At 54.7% G+C, this 18,784-nt stretch carries 15 protein-coding genes and 2 pseudogenes; 7 read left to right on the top strand and 10 right to left on the bottom strand.

All coding sequences use genetic code 11. From position 1 onward, the window contains the following. Together CKW20_RS07220 and CKW20_RS29535 are read left to right on the top strand one after the other, a co-directional pair. A pseudogene (locus tag CKW20_RS07220) lies at window positions 1-336 on the top strand (SIS domain-containing protein); the annotation flags it as partial. Beyond that, window positions 319-618, top strand: a pseudogene (locus tag CKW20_RS29535) (EAL domain-containing protein); the annotation flags it as partial. The pseudogenes CKW20_RS07220 and CKW20_RS29535, both read left to right, overlap by 18 nt. 53 nt (window positions 619-671) lie before the next feature. Here the strand turns inward: CKW20_RS29535 and CKW20_RS28960 are convergent. The 4 genes from CKW20_RS28960 to CKW20_RS07235 all read right to left on the bottom strand — a co-directional run bounded on the left by CKW20_RS28960 (window position 672) and on the right by CKW20_RS07235 (window position 6,146). Beyond that, window positions 672-1,208: a hypothetical protein gene (locus CKW20_RS28960; protein ID WP_141228924.1), complete on the bottom strand. Its 537-nt coding sequence runs from the start codon at window positions 1,206-1,208 to the stop codon at window positions 672-674. A gap of 339 nt (window positions 1,209-1,547) precedes the next feature. After that, window positions 1,548-1,976: a hypothetical protein gene (locus tag CKW20_RS07225; protein ID WP_095052335.1), complete on the bottom strand. Its 429-nt coding sequence runs from the start codon at window positions 1,974-1,976 to the stop codon at window positions 1,548-1,550. Between the two features lie 49 nt (window positions 1,977-2,025). Next, entirely contained in the window at window positions 2,026-4,650 is a 2,625-nt protein-coding gene (locus CKW20_RS07230) for an RHS repeat-associated core domain-containing protein (protein WP_095052701.1), read from the bottom strand. Between the two features lie 17 nt (window positions 4,651-4,667). After that, window positions 4,668-6,146, bottom strand: a complete 1,479-nt coding sequence (locus CKW20_RS07235) for a DUF6531 domain-containing protein (protein WP_095052336.1) — start codon at window positions 6,144-6,146, stop codon at window positions 4,668-4,670. Between the two features lie 400 nt (window positions 6,147-6,546). Here CKW20_RS07235 and hexR point away from each other — a divergent pair, with 400 nt between their 5' ends. Then, a complete protein-coding gene (hexR, locus tag CKW20_RS07240; RefSeq protein ID WP_007896526.1) occupies window positions 6,547-7,413 on the top strand; it encodes a transcriptional regulator HexR in 867 nt (288 codons plus the stop codon). Between the two features lie 199 nt (window positions 7,414-7,612). After that, the gene (locus CKW20_RS07245; protein ID WP_095052337.1) at window positions 7,613-7,825 is read left to right on the top strand and encodes a PA3496 family putative envelope integrity protein; all 213 of its coding nucleotides are present in this window, start codon (window positions 7,613-7,615) and stop codon (window positions 7,823-7,825) included. Here CKW20_RS07245 and CKW20_RS07250 read toward each other — a convergent pair. Beyond that, window positions 7,767-8,729, bottom strand: coding sequence for a LysR family transcriptional regulator (locus CKW20_RS07250; protein ID WP_095052338.1), 963 nt, complete (start codon window positions 8,727-8,729; stop codon window positions 7,767-7,769). The two genes, CKW20_RS07245 and CKW20_RS07250, sit on opposite strands and share 59 nt — an antisense overlap. Before the next feature lie 190 nt (window positions 8,730-8,919). Here CKW20_RS07250 and CKW20_RS07255 point away from each other — a divergent pair, with 190 nt between their 5' ends. Together CKW20_RS07255 and oadA are read left to right on the top strand one after the other, a co-directional pair. After that, a complete protein-coding gene (locus CKW20_RS07255; RefSeq protein ID WP_007896523.1) occupies window positions 8,920-10,335 on the top strand; it encodes an acetyl-CoA carboxylase biotin carboxylase subunit in 1,416 nt (471 codons plus the stop codon). 11 nt (window positions 10,336-10,346) lie between these two features. Then, window positions 10,347-12,155 (top strand): sodium-extruding oxaloacetate decarboxylase subunit alpha, encoded by a 1,809-nt coding sequence (gene oadA, locus CKW20_RS07260; protein ID WP_095052339.1) that lies wholly within the window; start codon window positions 10,347-10,349, stop codon window positions 12,153-12,155. A 281-nt stretch (window positions 12,156-12,436) separates the two neighbouring features. On the opposite strand, the gene CKW20_RS07265 is transcribed toward oadA, so the two are convergent. The 3 genes from CKW20_RS07265 to CKW20_RS07275 form a co-directional block, all read right to left on the bottom strand. Continuing rightward, a complete protein-coding gene (locus CKW20_RS07265) occupies window positions 12,437-14,650 on the bottom strand; it encodes an autotransporter outer membrane beta-barrel domain-containing protein (protein WP_095052340.1) in 2,214 nt (737 codons plus the stop codon). A gap of 220 nt (window positions 14,651-14,870) precedes the next feature. Next, window positions 14,871-15,707 carry an amino acid ABC transporter permease gene (locus CKW20_RS07270; protein WP_095052341.1) on the bottom strand — a complete coding sequence of 279 codons (837 nt, stop codon included), beginning with the start codon at window positions 15,705-15,707 and terminating at the stop codon, window positions 14,871-14,873. Continuing rightward, window positions 15,704-16,525: an ABC transporter substrate-binding protein gene (locus CKW20_RS07275; RefSeq protein ID WP_095052342.1), complete on the bottom strand. Its 822-nt coding sequence runs from the start codon at window positions 16,523-16,525 to the stop codon at window positions 15,704-15,706. The genes CKW20_RS07270 and CKW20_RS07275 overlap by 4 nt, the downstream gene beginning before the upstream one ends. Before the next feature lie 112 nt (window positions 16,526-16,637). Between CKW20_RS07275 and CKW20_RS07280 the strand changes: the two genes are divergently transcribed. Then, complete coding sequence (locus CKW20_RS07280; protein WP_095052343.1) at window positions 16,638-17,534, top strand: homocysteine S-methyltransferase family protein; 897 nt, start codon at window positions 16,638-16,640, stop codon at window positions 17,532-17,534. 114 nt (window positions 17,535-17,648) lie between these two features. On the opposite strand, the gene CKW20_RS07285 is transcribed toward CKW20_RS07280, so the two are convergent. After that, window positions 17,649-18,320 carry a GNAT family N-acetyltransferase gene (locus CKW20_RS07285; protein WP_095052344.1) on the bottom strand — a complete coding sequence of 224 codons (672 nt, stop codon included), beginning with the start codon at window positions 18,318-18,320 and terminating at the stop codon, window positions 17,649-17,651. A gap of 17 nt (window positions 18,321-18,337) precedes the next feature. After that, on the bottom strand, window positions 18,338-18,784 hold the full coding sequence (locus CKW20_RS07290; RefSeq protein ID WP_095052345.1) for a GNAT family N-acetyltransferase: 447 nt from the start codon (window positions 18,782-18,784) through the stop codon (window positions 18,338-18,340).

Below are 18,784 nucleotides of genomic sequence, written 5' to 3' on the forward strand. Positions count from 1 at the left end.
CCGGTGGAGTTGCAGAGGGCTGTGTCGCTCATGTCTCAGGCTCAGCGTGTCGAGTTCTATGGATTCGGTGCTTCGGGCGCAGTGGCGGCGGATGCCCAACACAAATTTTTCCGTTTACTGCTGACTGTAGCCGCGTATTCCGACCCGCACATGCAGGCGATGTCGGCGGTTACCCTGAAGCCGAGCGACGTGGCGATCTGCATTTCCCAGTCGGGGCGTTCCAAGGACCTGTTGATCACTGCCAATCTGGTGCGCGAAAGCGGCGCTTCGTTGATTACCCTATGCCCGAGCCAGACGCCGCTGGCCGAGTTGTCGACCGTCAACCTTGCGATCGATGATTTCGGCACTGGTTATTCTCCCTGAGTTATCTCAAACGGATTCCGGTGGATTACGTGAAGATCGATCAGGGAGAGCAGTGAGGATGCGGCGATCACCCGCGCGATCATTGCCGTGGCGCACGGGTTGTCGCTGAGGGTGGTGGCCGAGGGTGTCGAGCGGCCCGAACAGCTTGAGTTTTTGCAGTCTGAAGGCTGCGACGAGGTGCAGGGTTACCTGATCAGTCGTCCGGTCGAGGCAAATGGCTTAGGCTGCTTGTTAAAAGAGCAAGATGCTAAATGAGATGCTTTTGCTGAGTCAGCAGACAGAGTGCTGACTCAGTAGGGGAGGATCTGCTAAGCAAATCGTCTGATCCACCATGTAATGTAAGATTCAAGTTGGTTGTTTGACCATGAAATGTACTTCAGTCCTTGGTAGTTGGTCGAATGCCGGACGCTTGTCTCGTTTGATTCCTTTTCAGGATATAGATTAAATACGGATTCTGGATTTTTTGGTGTGTAAGCTATTGATGATAAACGACCATTGATGAATCGAAACTGAGCAACTCCGCTATTAGGGTCTCCTTCGATTTTATAGTTGTTTATTTCAAATATTTTATAATCAAATTTTGCTTTAAATGGGCCTCGGCTTGTATTGGATTTATCTAAGGTAACGAGAGTGTAGCCTTCATGCTCAAGATTGTTTACTACCTGTTCAATGAGGCTGCAACTGTGAATTTTGTTTACCAGTAATGGCGAGTTACTATCGCACATTTGATCTAGGTTTGCCGGGTAGTAGTATCTTGCTGCTATGAAAGCGAAGGAGCAGGCCAGTAGCAAGATAAGTGAGGCGATCTTTAGTGTTGAAATTCTATATTTAATAATATGCGCCATTCGAAGTTGCCTCCTTAATCAAAACATTGTTTTCAAGAAGAGTCATGCAGGTTTTTGGGTAGTCATCAGGGCTTTTGTTGTCTTTGGCCGCACATAATCCAACTTGATTGTTGCAGTCGTCCATGGCTCTCTCACTACGGTTCTGTCCAGCATTTGATACTTCACCCCCCCGCCGGCAAATTTGCTAGGGCAGGTAGACTGGTTCCGAGATGATCAAACAGCCGGGCGACTATGCCATGGGACGAGAGATCGTTGAGGCATTCAAGGGCAAGATTGTGGTGGGAACGCTACGGCCTAAGTCGTAGCGTTCTATGTACTACATTTTGTGTGCAGGGTGAGTTACCACCAAGGTGGTGCATCTAGTGATGCATTGAACCCAAGGGTTTTTAATTTAGTAAGTAGAGCAGTATCTCTAACCAAGATCATTCCTTCGTGACCTATTGTGCATGCTTGCCATTCAGGATTGTTAGGGCTGTAGATGCAAAGACAGTCACAGTTTTTCGCTATAAAGTCTTTTTCTTGCACGATCTTATTTATTAATTTATTGGTCAATTGAAGTCGTTGAGTGCACCTCGCGACACCACCATTCTCGTAAGCTGTAACTGGGGTTGCATTGACACTGGTGGATGCAAAGATATTTTCACCAAGTAGGCTATCGATGCTCGACTCTGGATACAGCCAGATCACTAGCTCAAAGGATTTTTGGTTCGCAAGCTCAGAGATTAACTGCATTCGCCTTGCGAAGCAGCTTTCTTCAATGTAAATCATGATTATCTCCTTTTGTAAGTTATTATGTGATTTAGGCCTGATCTGAATTTTAACACTCTCTAGGCACACCCTCCATTGGATTAGGGAGGCGGTATGGATTTATCCTTTCCAAAAATTCAGGAGAAAAGGGGATTAGCATTAAAGGGATTTTTAGATTCCAGTTAAATATATTGTTTATCTTGTTTTTTATTTGTTGGGGTGGTTCTTTACCGTGCCGTATAGATCCATCCTTATTTATCGCATTCTTCCGTGGGTCGGATTTGTCGCCCCAGTGAACATGTTCCTTACCACCATTGTGTGATTCCACTCCACTACCAAGATCGGGTTTGGCGAGGCCGTACGGGTCAATAAAGTTAATCGGATTTCCCTCAACATATCCGTAGGTATTCAGTCCCCCATTGAGACCAATCGGGTCACTTTCCACATACCGCCCGATCTCCGGGTCATAATCCCTAAAGTAGTTGTAGTGCAACTCAGTCTCAACGTCATAGTACTGACCAGGGAAGCGGAGGTTTAGAGTCAAGGTGCCACTGGCTTTCCCTACACCAAAGGCGTCGGATTTCCACTCCCACACCATGTCCTGAGCCGCATTCGTTGCGATGCGCGGTGTGTTGAGATGGTCGCTATGGAGATAGAACAGTGCGCTTTTGGCAAGTGCGCCTGTCGTATCGTAATTCACGCTCACGCCGCCTAATGGCATGCCTCCAAGCCAGATATAAAACTGACTTGTAAGCTTCATACCCTGGCTATCAAACAGAGTTTCGCCCAGCAATTCACCATCAAACCCATAGAGAAATGTGGTGACGCCTTGTGGAGTGATTTTCTGGATGCGTTGACCTAGAGCGTTATAGCGAAACTGAGCCCGGATCATCCCGTCAATCTTCACGCTGCTCAGGCGATTCTGCTCGTCGTATGAGAATTGGCGATTAGTGCGGTCTTTGATCAGATTGCCAGCCGCATCGGTGGTCACCAATTGGTCGTCTATTTGGATCAATCGATTGTTACTGGCGCCATACTGGTAGGTCGTGACTGTACTGTCTTGCACCTTGCCTTTGACCAGAGGAGTGAGTGTTTTGTTAGTGCGGTTACCCACCGCGTCATAAGTAAAGGTTTGCTGTTGCTTGGCATTTTCTTCTTCTGTCAGGCGATCGAGCGCGTCATAGCTGTAGTTCAGATCACCGAGTGAACTGCTTTGTATTTTGGTGATGTTTCCGGTGGCATCGTAGGCATAAGTGCTGTTCCTGCCGGCGACTGTTTGTGCAGTTAGCCGATAGTCCAGATCGTAGGTACGTTGAAGCGTAGTCCCGTTGTTCCAGGTCAGGCTTTTGAGCGGGCCGAAGGGCAGATAAGCAAGGTCGCGCACGAAGGTAGTCGGTTCATCTGCGCCACGCCGGATTTCCACTTGACTGACCTGCCCAGCGGAGTTGCGTAGGTAGTGAATGTTGAGCCCGGTCGGGTAGTCGATCCGACTGAGTCGACTTGCTCCATCGTATCCAAAACCAAGTTTTTCCAGCTGGGTTGCTTCATTCGTTCTCAGTGTATGCAGTTGGGCTGTGCGGTTGCCTTGCGCGTCGTAGGTGTAATTCAGGACGCCATTTATGTCTTCCACTGCTGTCAGTCGGCCGATACCTTTGTTGCCGCTGGTAATCGAGTCGTAGTGGAAACGAACATCAAGCTTTGGGTTTGCCGGATAGCGACGACTAAGCAATCGATTCAGAGCATCGTATGCATAGGATGTGACGACCCCTCGAGCATCCGTTTTTTCTATGATGTTGCCGGCTGCGTCATATTTGTATTTGCTGGTGCCGCTATCGGGACTGTCTAGCTGAGTCAGGTTACCCAAGCCATCGAAGTGATAATAGGTGCTCACGCCGCGTGCGTCGCGGACGTGGGTGAGGTTGTCCTGAGCGTCGTACTCAGACTGAGAAGTGCCGTTTAATGGATCGGTGCTCTTTATCAAACGATTGAGCGGATCGTAGGCGCTGCTATAGCTAGCATCGCGAGGGGTGACGGTAGTAATGGGATTGTCATTAAGGTCGTATTGCAGATGATTCGTTTGGCCACTAGCTCCTATCGAATTAAGTAACCGCCCCAGTTCGTCATACACCCATCGATGCTGTTTCGTTAGCTTTCCTGCATTGTCCTTCAAGCGTACTACTGTTTGGTTATCCATTGGGTCGAGTTCAAATTCAGCTTGTTCCATTAGGTTATTCGTAATTCGGATTAATCGTCTTGCGTCGTCCCAAGTGTAAGCAAGCCAGCTACCATCGCCTTGGGTCAGTCTGGTTATGTCCCCGGTAGCATTGTAATCGAATTGTGTGGTGCTGTTTCCTGCGCTGACAGATGATAACCAACCTTGAGGCATATAGCTCAGTGAAGTTACCACCCCATTGGGATCAACAATTGTCTGCGGATTCCCTATGTAATCGTAGTTTGATATCTCAGTGATATGCCCAAGTGCGTTAGTAACGCGCGTCAGGTTGCTATTTGAGTCATATTCGTAGCGGGTGATATCGCTCACATCGGTTCTTGGCCCATCCGAAGATTCGAGCAAGCCAGTGGCATTGTATGTGAATGACCATCCGCGCTCTGGGGCTTGCCAGAGTGGGACGGTGATGAGAGTGCCGCCGATTGCAAGCGCCAGAAGGCTTACTCTTAATAACAGTGTATTCATGTTCAGGTCCTTCTGAATCAATGTGTTTCAATTGTTTGGCTGAGTTTTCGTCCTTCAGCGTCATAGGTATATAGGATTGATCGGTTTGGTTGTTGAATACGCAAGGGAAGGGGCAGCGTAGCGTGCCACTCCGTGGTAATAGTCCTTGATTCAGGCGTACCACTTGCGTCGATGCGCGAAGTGACCAAACCGCGGTCGTTATGGGTGAATAACGTAGTGATGCCCTTACCGTCAGTTTGCGATGTCAGAAATCCGCGTTCGTCGTAGGTAAATGTCGAATTACTTTGTGGACAGTTAGCGGTTGGTTCTCCGATGATCGAGGTTATGCGTTTGGCGCTTTGAAAGTAACCAAATTTATAAGTTGTATTTTTCCCCAAGGCGTTTGATACAGTGGTTGAATCGTCAGGGTTATATTGGACGGTAACTTTCTCAGTGCCCAGCGCGTGTTCGCTGGAGATTGCCCGACCGTATTGGTCGTAAGTCCATGCCGCATATTTGATCCCACGTTGATCTTCAATCGCTGTTAAAAGCCTGCTGTCTCGTTGGTCTTCATAAAAATATCGTCTTGTTTCCTGAAACTCAGGGTGATTTTTTATGACCGAAATGAGCTGTTTATATTTGTTATATTGGTAGCGTATTTGGGTCTGCCCCACCTTTAAACTAAGGGGTTGCTTTCTTGAGTCTTCGGTAAATTGAAGTGAATTGCCGAAACTATCGGTTACTGTAGCGACTGTGCCCGAGTAGCTGATAGTCGTGGACAAACTGTGCCTTCGTGTACTTACAAGTTTTCCGCTATTATCGAATACTAACGTCATGCCGTTAGTCGATTGGTATATCCAGCGGTTGTCATGCTGATTGAGCGTACTTGCTTCAGTTGCTTCGCCAACGTATAAATGCCCGACTTTTTTGAATACGTATTGGTTTCCATTATTGTGTATAACTGTGACTGAATTGTTTTCAATATTCAGCCTATCTGAGTAATTATGAACCCATAATCCATCAGCACTTCTGTAGTATCTTGTGAATTCGATAGCATTTTCGTGATTATTGTTAGATGAAAATGAGTAATCTGTTTCTGACTGCAACTTGTAGCCTGTCGAAAAATCGATAGGGTTACCAGTGATACTCGATGGACAGGCGTAGCTAGCTTTTAGAAACTCACACTGACCTGAAATGCTGTTAAATTTATTTCCTTTTGTGCAATGTTCTCCATAGAGCATTATAGCTAGAGCTCCATAGGAGTCGTCGACCGGGTCATCGCCAAATATCATGTGACAATCCCAAGCAAGTTTATCCTCTCTTTCTATGGGGGGTGTGTAGTTCCATGAGTCTTCACTTTCCTTGTGTAGCCATCGACAACCTGATTCTGGCGAGGAAAATTTTTCAGGAATCCCCGATTCGGGCTGAAATTGCCAATAGTAGTCTTCGCCTAACGAATTTTTAGTTGTTAAGAGGGCGCACAATAAGATTGGTGTGCATTTCTTTCTGATTTTCATATAGACCTTCCGTGGTCAGAGATTCTTTAACGGATGTTCTTATTTTATATCAGTAAATTAATCATCCGTAGACTATGGAAGTAAAATGAAAATAATTATGGGCGGGGTCATTTGCGGTTTATGTAGACGCAACACCAGGTAAATTATGTGTCAAAAATTGTTAATGTTGATTTATCTATATTTCTTCTAAAGCCGCGGGAGCGTCAGGGTACGATTTTCGCTGCCCTCAGCAAGGGTGACGCCGCGCGGATGTTTCCCGCTACATGGAGCATTTCCTGGCAAAATTGGGAAGATTAATGCCATCCGGTTACGCATTGAGCAGGCAAAAAGCCGATTCATGTAGTATAACTACAAGCGTGCTACATCCCCGGCGCCTGCCAATAACAAAGAGTCCAGCCCCTTGAATCTGCTGCAACATATCGCCCAGTCACGTCACCTGTTACGCAAGTCGGAGCTCAAGGTCGCCGACCACGTGCTGCTTGACCCTGCGGCGGTGATGCACAGTTCCATGGCCGACCTGGCCCATAGCGTGGGGATCAGCGAGCCGACCATCGTGCGGTTTTGCCGTGCTATTGGTTGCTCCGGGTTTCAGGATTTGAAACTGAAGCTGGCGCAGAGCCTCGCGGCGGGCGCCAGCTTCGGTCAGTTCGCGATCCATGAAGACGATTCGGTCGCCGACTACAGCCTGAAAATCTTCGACACCACCCTGCACACCCTGATGGAGGTTCGCGAGAAACTCGACCCGGTGGAGTTGCAGAGGGCTGTGTCGCTCATGTCTCAGGCTCAGCGTGTCGAGTTCTATGGATTCGGTGCTTCGGGCGCAGTGGCGGCGGATGCCCAGCACAAATTTTTCCGTTTGCTGCTGACTGCAGCCGCGTATTCCGACCCGCACATGCAGGCGATGTCGGCGGTTACCCTGAAGCCGAGCGACGTGGCGATCTGCATTTCCCAGTCGGGGCGTTCCAAGGACCTGTTGATCACTGCCAATCTGGTGCGCGAGAGCGGCGCTTCGTTGATCACCCTGTGCCCGAGCCAGACGCCGCTGGCCGAACTGTCGACCGTCAACCTGGCGATCGATGTACACGAAGACACCGAAATCTATACGCCGCTGACGTCGCGCATCGCGCACCTGGTGGTGATTGATGTGCTGGCGATGGGCGTGGCCATGGCCCGCGGTCCGAGCCTGGTCAATCACCTCAAGAGCGTCAAGCGCAGCCTTCGCAGCTTGCGGCTGTCGCCCAAGTCGGTGAAAGCGCTGGACGATTGATTCTTTGCCTTGAGAGTGCCTTCGCGGGCAAGCCTCGCTCCTACAGATATCGCGTAACCCTGTAGGAGCGAGCGGTGCGGCGATCCGACTTGCCCGCGAAGGCGTCATCACATTTCATCTCACTGTCATTCACCCGTCGCCAAACCGTCATCCCTCGCGCCTATCTTGAAACTCCCGTACTCGCCTTGGGAGACTCGAAATGGCTCAGCCCTACGAAGAACGCAACAGCGCCGTCAAAACCCGTCGTCAGCAAGAAGATCAGCGCCGCATGGAATTTCGCCGCGCCATCGAAGATCGCTGCGAACGCCGTCAGCTTCTGGCGGAAATTGGCGAATTTTCTGACGACCTCGAACTCAATTACTGGCAGGCAGCTCCCGTAACTTCCCGTCGAAACGCTCAACCAGGGCGCTGATCTGCATCCGCTCGCTGCGGATAAACGCAAGGAATGCGTGCGCCACGGGTGATAGCCGTTTGGCTTTGGCCTGCACCAGGCACCAACTGCGGTACAGCGGCAGTTCTTCGACCGGCAACTCGATCAATCCGCCCGTTGCCAATTCAAGGTTCAGGGCATGGCGCGTCAACAGCGCCAGGCCCAGACCCGCGAGCACACATTCACGCTGGGCTTCGGCCGATGAGACCTCCTGGGTCTGGTTGAAGTGCACGCGCTTTTCTTTGAAATACTCTTCGCAGGCCAGTCGCGTACCGGAGCCGGATTCGCGCAATAGCAGTGTGTAAGGTTCCAGATCCTGCAAGCGCAGTGGGCCCATGTGGCACAACGGATGATCCGGCGGTGCTACGGCGACAATCGGGTTGTTGAGAAATGGCAAGAACTCCAGCCCCATGTCCTGCGGCACCATGGACATGATTACCAGATCGTCGCGGTTGTCGGAGAGGCGCCGGATCACCTGCCCACGATTGACCACTGTCAGCTGCAGATTCACTTCCGGGTGCTGGCGCTTGAACGCGGCAAACAGGTGCGGCACGAAATACTTGGCGCTGGATTCCACCGCCAGTTTCAGCTGGCCTTGCAATGAGCCTTGCATGTCCGACAGCTGCATATCGAGGTTTTCCAGGCGTCCGAAAATATCCCGGCTGGCGCGCTGCAGGGCCTCGGCGGCCTCGGTCATGTAGAGTTTCTTGCCGACGTAATCGAACAACGGTTGGCCGATCAGCTCTTCGAGTTGACGAATCTGTAGGCTAACGGCAGGTTGTGTGAGAGACATTTCGTCGGCAGCGCGGCTGTAGGACCTTAAGTCGCACACCTCATTGAAGATCTGCAATTGACGCAATGTCATACGCATCAATGACTTACGCATTTTCTAGAGACCCTGAGCGGAGGCTGATGTTTCAACTATAAGTCTTTGCTTATGTGTAACCCAATTATTATTCATTTTTGTTAATCCCTTGCGAAGGCTAGTGTGGAGCTGCGACTGAATTGAAACATTTGGTCACGCGTCGACCTGGTTTGACAGGTCGTGGGTACCACCGGCTCAAGGGAACCTCCAAGTGATAAAAAAGATCCTGATCGCCAACCGTGGTGAGATTGCCGTACGAATCGTGCGCGCCTGCGCCGAAATGGGCATTCGCTCGGTCGCGATCTATTCCGACGCCGATCGTCATGCCTTGCATGTGAAGCGTGCGGACGAGGCCCACAGCATCGGTGCCGAGCCACTGGCCGGCTACCTCAACCCGCGCAAGCTGGTGAACCTGGCGGTGGAAACCGGTTGCGATGCGTTGCACCCCGGCTACGGCTTCCTTTCGGAAAACGCCGAGCTGGCAGACATCTGCGCCGAACGCGGAATCAAATTCATTGGTCCATCGGCTGAAGTGATTCGCCGCATGGGCGACAAGACCGAAGCGCGCCGCAGCATGATCAAGGCCGGCGTGCCGGTCACCCCAGGCACCGAAGGCAACGTGTCGGGCATCGAAGAAGCCCTGACCGAAGGTGACCGCATCGGTTACCCGGTGATGCTCAAGGCTACATCCGGTGGCGGCGGCCGCGGTATTCGTCGCTGCAACAGTCGCGAAGAACTCGAACAAGCCTTTCCACGGGTCATTTCCGAAGCCACCAAGGCTTTCGGTTCGGCGGAAGTGTTCCTGGAAAAATGCATCGTCAATCCGAAACACATCGAAGCGCAGATCCTCGGCGACAGCTTCGGCAATGTGGTGCACCTGTTCGAGCGTGACTGCTCGATCCAGCGCCGCAACCAGAAACTGATCGAGATCGCTCCGAGCCCGCAACTGACCCCGGAACAGCGCGCCTACATCGGCGATCTGTCGGTGCGTGCGGCCAAGGCTGTGGGTTACGAGAACGCCGGCACTGTGGAGTTCCTGCTCGCCGAGGGCGAGGTGTACTTCATGGAGATGAACACCCGGGTGCAGGTGGAACACACCATCACCGAAGAAATCACCGGCATCGACATTGTTCGCGAGCAGATTCGCATCGCGTCCGGTTTGCCGCTCTCGGTGAAACAGGAAGACATCCAGCACCGCGGTTTCGCGCTGCAGTTCCGGATCAACGCCGAAGACCCGAAAAACAACTTCCTGCCGAGCTTCGGCAAGATTACCCGTTACTACGCGCCCGGCGGTCCCGGCGTGCGTACCGACACAGCGATCTATACCGGCTACACCATTCCGCCGTTCTACGATTCCATGTGCCTGAAACTGGTGGTCTGGGCGCTGACCTGGGAAGAGGCGATGGACCGTGGTTTGCGAGCCCTCGACGACATGCGTCTGCAAGGGGTCAAGACCACCGCCGCGTACTACCAGGAAATCCTGCGCAACCCGGAATTCCGTAGCGGCCAGTTCAATACCAGCTTCGTTGAAAGCCACCCTGAACTGACTAACTACTCGATCAAGCGCAAACCCGAAGAGCTGGCCCTGGCCATCGCCGCCGCCATCGCCGCCCACGCAGGCCTGTGAGGAATAGAACAATGAGCAAGCAAATCCACGTTACCGACACTATCCTGCGCGACGCCCACCAATCGCTGCTCGCCACCCGCATGCGCACCGAAGACATGCTGCCGATTTGCGACAAGCTCGACAAAGTCGGCTACTGGTCGCTGGAATGCTGGGGCGGCGCGACGTTCGACGCCTGCGTACGTTTCCTGAAAGAAGACCCGTGGGAGCGCCTGCGCCAACTGCGCGCGGCATTGCCTAACACGCGTCTGCAAATGCTCCTGCGGGGCCAGAACCTGCTGGGCTACCGCCATTACAGCGACGACGTGGTCAAAGCCTTCGTCGCCAAGGCTGCAGTCAACGGCATCGACGTGTTCCGCATTTTCGATGCGATGAACGACGTGCGTAACCTGCGAGTCGCCATCGAAGCGGTGAAAGCGGCCGGCAAACATGCCCAGGGCACCATCGCTTATACCACCAGCCCGGTGCACACCATCGAGGCCTTCGTGGCCCAAGCCAAGCAAATGGAAGCCATGGGTTGCGACTCCGTGGCGATCAAGGATATGGCCGGCCTGTTGACCCCGTATGCCACTGGCGAACTGGTCAAGGCATTGAAATCCGAGCAGTCGCTGCCAGTGTTCATTCACTCCCACGACACTGCTGGCCTGGCTGCGATGTGCCAACTCAAGGCGATCGAAAATGGCGCCGACCATATCGACACCGCCATCTCCAGCTTCGCCTGGGGCACCAGCCACCCGGGCACCGAGTCGATGGTCGCCGCCCTTAAAGGCAGCGAGTTCGACACTGGCCTGAACCTGGAATTGCTGCAAGAGATTGGCCTGTACTTCTATGCGGTGCGCAAGAAGTACCATCAATTCGAAAGCGAATTCACCGCCGTCGACACCCGCGTGCAAGTCAACCAGGTACCGGGCGGGATGATTTCCAACCTGGCCAACCAGTTGAAAGAGCAGGGTGCGCTGAACCGCATGAGCGAAGTGCTGGCAGAAATCCCGCGCGTTCGTGAAGACCTCGGCTTCCCGCCGCTGGTGACCCCGACCTCACAAATCGTCGGCACCCAGGCGTTCTTCAACGTACTGGCCGGCGAGCGCTACAAAACCATCACCAACGAAGTGAAGCTTTACCTGCAAGGCGGCTACGGCAAGGCGCCGGGCACTGTGAACGAAGAACTTCGTCGCCAGGCCATTGGCAGCGAAGAGGTGATCGATGTGCGTCCGGCCGATCTGCTCAAGCCGGAAATGACCAAGTTGCGTGCCGAAATCGGTGCCGTGGCCAAGTCTGAAGAAGACGTGCTGACCTACGCCATGTTCCCGGACATCGGTCGCAAGTTCCTTGAAGAACGCGCAGCCGGCATCCTCACGCCAGAAGTATTGCTGCCGATTCCGGAAGCGGGCGGCGTGACTTCGGCCGGTGGCGAAGGCGTGCCGACCGAGTTCGTCATCGACGTTCACGGCGAAACCTACCGCGTCGATATCACGGGTGTCGGCGTCAAGTCGGAAGGCAAACGCCACTTCTATCTGTCCATCGACGGCATGCCGGAAGAAGTGGTGTTCGAACCACTCAACGAATTCGTCAGCGGTGGCAGCAGCAAGCGCAAGCAAGCCACTGCACCGGGCCACGTCAGCACCACCATGCCGGGCAACATCGTCGATGTGCTGGTCAAGGAAGGCGACACCGTGAAAGCAGGCCAGGCTGTGCTGATCACCGAAGCAATGAAGATGGAAACCGAAGTCCAATCGGCCATCGCCGGCAAAGTCACCGCCATCCATGTGGCCAAGGGCGACCGGGTTAATCCGGGCGAAATTCTGATCGAGATCGAAGGCTGAGTTAACAGCCTCGATAGACCGTTTTAAACCTCGGGGGGGCATGTGCTCCCCTTTTTTTTCGCCCGACATTTCAAAGTTAAACCGCAGGGTTTACGACTGCTTCGCAGCCGAACGGGGGCAAGCCCCAATGCCAGTCAGTCAAGACACTGAGCCCTGTAGGAGCGAGCTTGCTCGCGAAAGCGGTTTATCTGGCGACATCAATGTTGACTGTACCGCCGCCTTCGCGGGCAAGCCCGCTCCTACAGGTTTTGCATCGAGTCAGTGAGGTTGGGGCGGTTTTATCAGAATGCCATCCGCCACTGTCCCATTACGCCATGACTGCGGCTGTCATTGCCGATCTCGCCGTTGTAACCGAATCCCAATGTATGCCGGGTCGAAACCACCAGCTCCAGCCCTGCATCGAGCATCAGGCTGTCGCGATCCAGCGCGGCGCCTTCGACGGTATAAGTCCTGCCGCCGGTTACTAGTCGTTGATGAGTTCTGCTATCGACATCACCGTAGGTGTGTTTCCAGCCGGCGCTGAATCGTGGCGTCAGTTGCATGCCATTATCCAGCGTATTGAGCTGTGCCAGGCGCAGGCCGAAGGTGCTGCTGAAGTTGTTCTGCGTTTGCCCATGGACCTGCAGTGCCGCCGCGCCGCCTTTCTCGGTATAGCTGTTGCGCTGATAACGCTGATATCCGAGGTTGGCAAAGGGTTCGGCGCTGATATTGCCGCTGCCGAGGTTGTGACCGATCTCTGTAAAGGCTTGTTGAGTGCTGGCGTCGTAACTGCCTTTCGGTCGATCGCTGAAACCGTTGAACGCTACCCGCCGTTTGGTGCTGCCATCATGGTTGCTGTGATTTGCGCCCAGGCGCAACGCCAGCGGACCGCTTTGACGAAGGGCATAGGCGCCCAGGTGCCAGCTGTCGAGGTCACCATTGAACAGGCTGCCGTCCAGACGGGTCTGGGACTTGCCACCCATCACACCCACTCGCCACTGCTCATCGACTGCCCAATCCGCGCCGAGCACCAAACCTTTGGTGGAGTGTTGCAGAGTGCTACCGCCCCGGTTGCGGTCCAGCGTGCCTGCGCTGCCCAACGCTTGAACCCAGAGCCTGCCGCTGGTTTCGCTGCCTGCCGCAACACGCGGCACCAGCGCGCTCAGACCATCGGGGTTATCCAGTTGGTGCATGGCTGCCAGCATGCTGGCGCTGACCGGATGGACACTGCTTAACGTGGCATTGGCCAGATTGGCGTTGCTGCCTGCGGCCAGTTGTTCAATGGCCCGGGCGGCGGTGGCTTTGTTGGCGCCAAGCAGGGCATTGATAGCAGCGTTCGTCGAGGTGGATGGCATGACAGCCGCGACAGTGGGTTGGGGGGCAAGGGATTGCGCCTGAGCAGTGCCGGATGTTTCGCTGGCAGGCGGTGCAAGCGAAGCGGTGGTGGAAGTTTGCGCGACGCTCAGGCGGGTGACGGTAGTTTCGGTAGCAGGAGTTGGAACAGTGGCTGCAGTTTCAATGTCAGGCGGTAGAGTCGGAGCAGTGCTGACGTTGTTTATCGTGTCAGATGACAACTCTGCTTGCGGAATCTCTTTTGGCTCATCAATGCTGTTGGCGAATTCCCGTCCGTTTTCGGTTATGGCGGCGCTTTCAAGCGGCACATCATTGCGAGTGAGGATAAAGCCAACAGTCTTTTTTTCGTATTGAAAGTCTGGGGCCATGAAGGCCAGGTCGTTGATAACTTTGCCAAATTCGCCTTCGATTTTGCCGGCCTTAATAATGGTGTACTGGCTACTCAATGGGTATTCACCCGGCACAGCGACGATTTTCAGTGTGGCGTTGCCAAGTTTGGCGGTGCCGTCGACCTGGATTGTTTCGCTGCGACCATCGGCATTCACCTCGTGGGCCAGTTCGGCAGTGTTCTGCAGTTCGAGGTTGCCACTTACCCGCGGTGCACCGTGCATCGCATTGACCTCAAGCCGACCTGCGACCAGCAAGTGACCGACTTGCCCATTGCCGCGAAAGGTCGCTTTTTTATCAACCGACACTTGGCCGAAAATGTGCCCGCGATTAGTTAACGCAGCTTTTTCCTTCACTATGGCGCCTTCGGAGAAGTCACCTGTCCCCGTCAGAGTCCACTCGCCTCGATTGACGTGCAGGTAGTTAAAATTCCGGCTCTCCCCCAGTTCGCCGCCGCTCACGACATCGAGTTGCAATGCGTTGGTGCCGCCGCCCCCATCGACCACCCCATTGAAGCGTCCGCGTCTGCTGACCGTGACCAGATCGTTGGAATCACCCAGTTTTAATGCAACACCGTCAGAACCTGATTCTGTCTTGATTACCGGTGTTTTAACGGTGACTGGATCATTGATGAGTGTCTCGATCCGAGCCATGTGGTCAGCGAGTGACGGCAGGATGGTGGTTGGCTGTTGAGCATTCGCGGAAGCGGCGTGGCCGAGGGCGAGGGAAATCGCCAGAGCCATGTAATGCGGTCGAAAAGTGCGTCGGATGGGCATCGGGTTCAGCCTCTGGTGAGAGAAGACCAAACTCTAAAATCGATGCCCATGCCCGGATGCCGGGCATTTCCGAGTGTTGCGCAAGGCGCAGAGACGTCGCTTGTAGCCGAATCAATAACGGGCTTTGATCCTGTACGGATTCACCCGTCCATCAGGCGTCTTTCCTTACAGCACTTCAGGACGTGTCCGTTGGCGAAATATCAAAAACGCGACCTCTTTGCTAATCGCGCTTCAAATACGCCTTCCCATAATGCCGCTCCATCCGCGCCTGAATCAGCTCCAACCCAATCGACATCACCCAATAAATAACCGCCGCCGTCGTCAGCATCTCGATATAGCGATAGCTCGAGCGCCCATAGGATTGCGCCAGAAACATAACTTCCCAAACCCCCATCACCGAAATCAGTGACGAGTCCTTGAGCATGGAGATGAACTGGTTGGTGGTGGGCGGGATGATGGTGCGCATGGCCTGGGGCAGGGTGACGCGCCAGAAGATCACGGTTTCACGCATACCCAGGGCCAATGATGCTTCGCGTTGGCCGTGGGGAACGCCGAGGATACCGGCGCGGAAGATTTCGCTCAGGTAGGCGCCGTAGTTCAGCGACAGGGCGATGATGCCGGCAGCGATGGCGCCCGGCACGATGCCGAGTTGTGGCAGGCCGAGGTAGATCAGCAGGATTTGGATCAGCAGCGGTGTGCCGCGAAAGAACGAGGCATAAAAGCTCGCGATACCGAACGCCACTGCACTTTTCGACAGCCGAGCCAGGGCGGTGATGAAGCCCAGCAGCGATGACGTCACGATTGAGCACAGGCACAAGAACAGCGTCAGCGCCGCGCCTTGCAGAAAGCCGTTGGGCGCCAGGTGCAGGCCGATCAGGTTCGGCAGCTTATCGAGGATGATCGAGAACTTCAGGTCGAAGCTGAGGAAGAAACTCGCGAACAATCCGAACATCGCCGCCCAGGTCAGGTACAGCCGAGTACGGAAGCCGAAGACCCGTTGCAGTAATGACTCAGCCACTGGTTGCGGCGGCTGAGGTGGTTTGGGGAAAGAAGTCATTTGCTGATGTCGGCGCCGATCCATTTTTGCGACAGCTTGCTCAAGGTGCCGTCCTGTTTCAGCTGGGCAAACACATCACGTACTTTGGCGTCCCACTGAGCGTCGCCTTTTTCGATGGCCACCGAGTTCGGCTCCGAGTACAGCGGCTGGCCGGCGAGCTTGAAGCGCTTGTCTTCGTTCAGGCGCGGTTGGGCGGTCACCAGGTTGGTGAGAATCGCGTCCAGACGCACGCCAGCGCCCAGGCCCAAATCCTGGAACGCGACGTTGTCGGTGTCATACGGGGCGATCTGCACATTCTCGAACGGGTACTGCAGTTGGGTGTCTTCGGCGCCTTCGATCACCAGGTTTTTGTTCAGGTAGCTTTCATAGCTGGAGGCGCTGGTGAGGCCGACTTTCTTGCCGCTCAGGTCCTTGGCGCTGTGAATGCTGTCGTTCTTGGCGTTGACCACAATCACCGCAGGGGAGGCGTAGTACTCGACCGGGAAGTCGAAGACTTCAGCGCGGGCTTTGCTCGGGGTCATGGAGCAGATGCAGATGTCGTAACGCCCGCTCCAGCGGCCGGCGGCGATCACATCCCAGGACGGCGTTTCGAGGCGCAGCTTGACGCCCAGTTTGTCCGCCACGGCCTTGGCCACGTCAACGTCGAAACCGTCGAGCTGGTTTTGGTCGTTGAGGAACGAGAAAGGCGGATAGCTTTCCATCAACACGCCCACCAGTTCTTTCTTTTGCTCGATACGGTCCAGAGTGGCGCCCGCAAAGACTTGGGTGGAGGCAGCCAGAATCGTCAGGCCCAGGGCCAGCAGCGGTTGAAATTTCACAGTTGGATCCCTGAAAAAAAGAGGTTGTTATTAACCGAGTGGTGCGTATTAAATAGTTATAAGAACGACTCTGATAGTGAGTTATTTTCATAAGCTTATGAGTGAAAAGCATATGGGCGCAAACACGGTAATTCTGGATGGCGGCATGGGTCGTGAGCTGCAACGCCGAGGGGCGCCGTTCAGGCAGCCTGAATGGTCGGCACTGGCCCTGAGCGAGGCGCCGCAAGCTGTGGAAGCGGTGCACGCAGCTTATATTGAAAGCGGTGCCAACGTGATCACCAGCAATAGTTACGCGGTGGTGCCATTCCATATTGGCGAAGAGCGTTTTGCCGCCGAAGGCCAGGCCCTCGCAGCATTGGCCGGTGAGCTGGCCCGTCGTGCCGTCGATGCAGCGGGTAAACCGGTGCGTGTGGCCGGTTCATTGCCGCCGTTGTTTGGCTCCTATCGCCCGGACCTGTTCGACGCTGCTCGCGTGACTGAATTGCTGACACCTCTGGTCAATGGCCTGGCGCCTCATGTCGACCTGTGGCTGGCCGAAACCCAGAGCTCGATCGTCGAGGCACGGTCGATCCATGCCGGTCTGCCGAAGGACGGCAAGCCGTACTGGCTGTCGTTTACCCTGAAAGATGAAGACACCGACGAAGTGCCGCGTTTGCGTTCCGGTGAACCCGTGGCCGAGGCCGCTGCGGTGGCGGCTGAGTTGGGCGTGGAAACCTTGCTGTTCAATTGCAGTCAGCCAGAAGTGATCGGCGCTGCGATTGATGCGGCGCGGGAAACCTTCGAACGCTTGGGGGTGAAGATCCACATCGGTGCGTACGCGAATGCCTTCCCCCCGCAACCGAAAGAGGCCACGGCCAATGACGGTCTGGACCCGTTGCGCGACGATCTGGATCCGCCGGGTTATCTGCAATGGGCGGCCGATTGGCAAAAGCGCGGGGCCAGCCATTTGGGCGGTTGCTGCGGGATCGGGCCGGAGCATATTGCGGTGTTGGCCCAGAAATTAGCGTGATGCCATTCGCGGGCAAGCCTCGCTCCTACAGGTTTTTCGGTTGACCATAAATCAACGCAAAACCCTTGTAGGAGCGAGGCTTGCCCGCGAAGGCGTCCTGCCAGACGCCAAAGATTACTGGCGACACTCCACCAACGTTTTCACCTGCCCCGATTCCGTCTGGTTTTCATCGGACAGCCACCGCTCGAACCCCGCGCCAATCGCCGGCCACTCCGAATCCAGAATCGAATACCACGCCGTGTCACGGTTTTGACCCTTGACCACCATGTGCTGACGGAACACCCCTTCAAAACTGAACCCCAACCGCTCCGCCGCATACTTGGAACGGGCATTGCCGTTGTTGCACTTCCACTCCAGACGCCGGTAACCCAAGGCAAAGGATTCCCTGGCCAGCAGGTAAACCGCTTCAGTACTTTTCGGTGAACGCTGCATCGGTGCGCCGAAGGTCACATGGCCGATCTCGATGCGACCCTGAGAAGGCACAATCGACATCAGGCTGAGGATACCCTGCACGTAGCCGCTGGCGCGATCGATCACCGTGAAGAAATACGGGTCGCTGTTGGCCGCATGGTTATTCAGCCAATCGTTGAACGCGCTGCGCTCCGGGAAAGGACCGTAAGGCAAATAGTCCCAGAGTTTCGGATCCGAGCCCGGGCCTTCCAGGGCTTTCCACAAGCCGTCGGCATGACGCGCCGGGTCAAGTTTTTCCAGGCGAATGAAACGCCCTTCGATCAGTTGAACCGAGGGTGGCGGAACACCTTTCCAGTCCGCGAGTGAAGTCGACATGCTGCTCTCCTTGAACCTTATAGGGCGTGACGAAACTGGATGAAACCGGGACGCTCGGCGATGCGCTCATAGAGCTGGATCGCGGTGGCGTTGGTTTCGTGGGTCAGCCAATGGACCTTGCAGCACCCATCGGCCTTGGCCGTGGTGTAGACGAATTCGATCAGTTGCCGACCGACACCGGTGCCGCGTGTTTCTGGTGTCACCAGCAAGTCTTGTAGGTAGCAGGAGTTTTCGATGCTCCAGTTCGAGCGGTGGTAGATGAAATGCACCATGCCCACCGCTTTGCCATCGGCCCAGGCCAGCGCCGCATGGGTCGGTTCGCTCGGATCGAGCAGGCGCTGCCAAGTGCTCTGGGTGACTGCGTCGGGCAATTCGGTGTTGTAGAAGCGCAAGTAGGCTTGCCACAACGGCAGCCAGGCAGCGTGATCGTCGGTGGTGACCTGGCGGATGTCGATCTGACTCAT

Source organism: Pseudomonas sp. Irchel s3b2 (assembly GCF_900187445.1).
Classification (GTDB): domain Bacteria; phylum Pseudomonadota; class Gammaproteobacteria; order Pseudomonadales; family Pseudomonadaceae; genus Aquipseudomonas.

What these genes read in the sequence shown, in the direction of transcription:
- CKW20_RS28960 (WP_141228924.1), bottom strand. Translation starts at nt 1,208, where the DNA reads ATGGCGCATATTATTAAATATAGAATTTCAACACTAAAGATCGCCTCA.
- CKW20_RS07225 (WP_095052335.1), bottom strand. Translation starts at nt 1,976, where the DNA reads ATGATTTACATTGAAGAAAGCTGCTTCGCAAGGCGAATGCAGTTAATC.
- CKW20_RS07230 (WP_095052701.1), bottom strand. Translation starts at nt 4,650, where the DNA reads ATGAATACACTGTTATTAAGAGTAAGCCTTCTGGCGCTTGCAATCGGC.
- CKW20_RS07235 (WP_095052336.1), bottom strand. Translation starts at nt 6,146, where the DNA reads ATGAAAATCAGAAAGAAATGCACACCAATCTTATTGTGCGCCCTCTTA.
- CKW20_RS07245 (WP_095052337.1), top strand. Translation starts at nt 7,613, where the DNA reads ATGGCTCAGCCCTACGAAGAACGCAACAGCGCCGTCAAAACCCGTCGT.
- CKW20_RS07250 (WP_095052338.1), bottom strand. Translation starts at nt 8,729, where the DNA reads ATGCGTAAGTCATTGATGCGTATGACATTGCGTCAATTGCAGATCTTC.
- oadA (WP_095052339.1), top strand. Translation starts at nt 10,347, where the DNA reads ATGAGCAAGCAAATCCACGTTACCGACACTATCCTGCGCGACGCCCAC.
- CKW20_RS07265 (WP_095052340.1), bottom strand. Translation starts at nt 14,650, where the DNA reads ATGCCCATCCGACGCACTTTTCGACCGCATTACATGGCTCTGGCGATT.
- CKW20_RS07270 (WP_095052341.1), bottom strand. Translation starts at nt 15,707, where the DNA reads ATGACTTCTTTCCCCAAACCACCTCAGCCGCCGCAACCAGTGGCTGAG.
- CKW20_RS07280 (WP_095052343.1), top strand. Translation starts at nt 16,638, where the DNA reads ATGGGCGCAAACACGGTAATTCTGGATGGCGGCATGGGTCGTGAGCTG.
- CKW20_RS07285 (WP_095052344.1), bottom strand. Translation starts at nt 18,320, where the DNA reads ATGTCGACTTCACTCGCGGACTGGAAAGGTGTTCCGCCACCCTCGGTT.
- CKW20_RS07290 (WP_095052345.1), bottom strand. Translation starts at nt 18,784, where the DNA reads ATGAGTCAGATCGACATCCGCCAGGTCACCACCGACGATCACGCTGCC.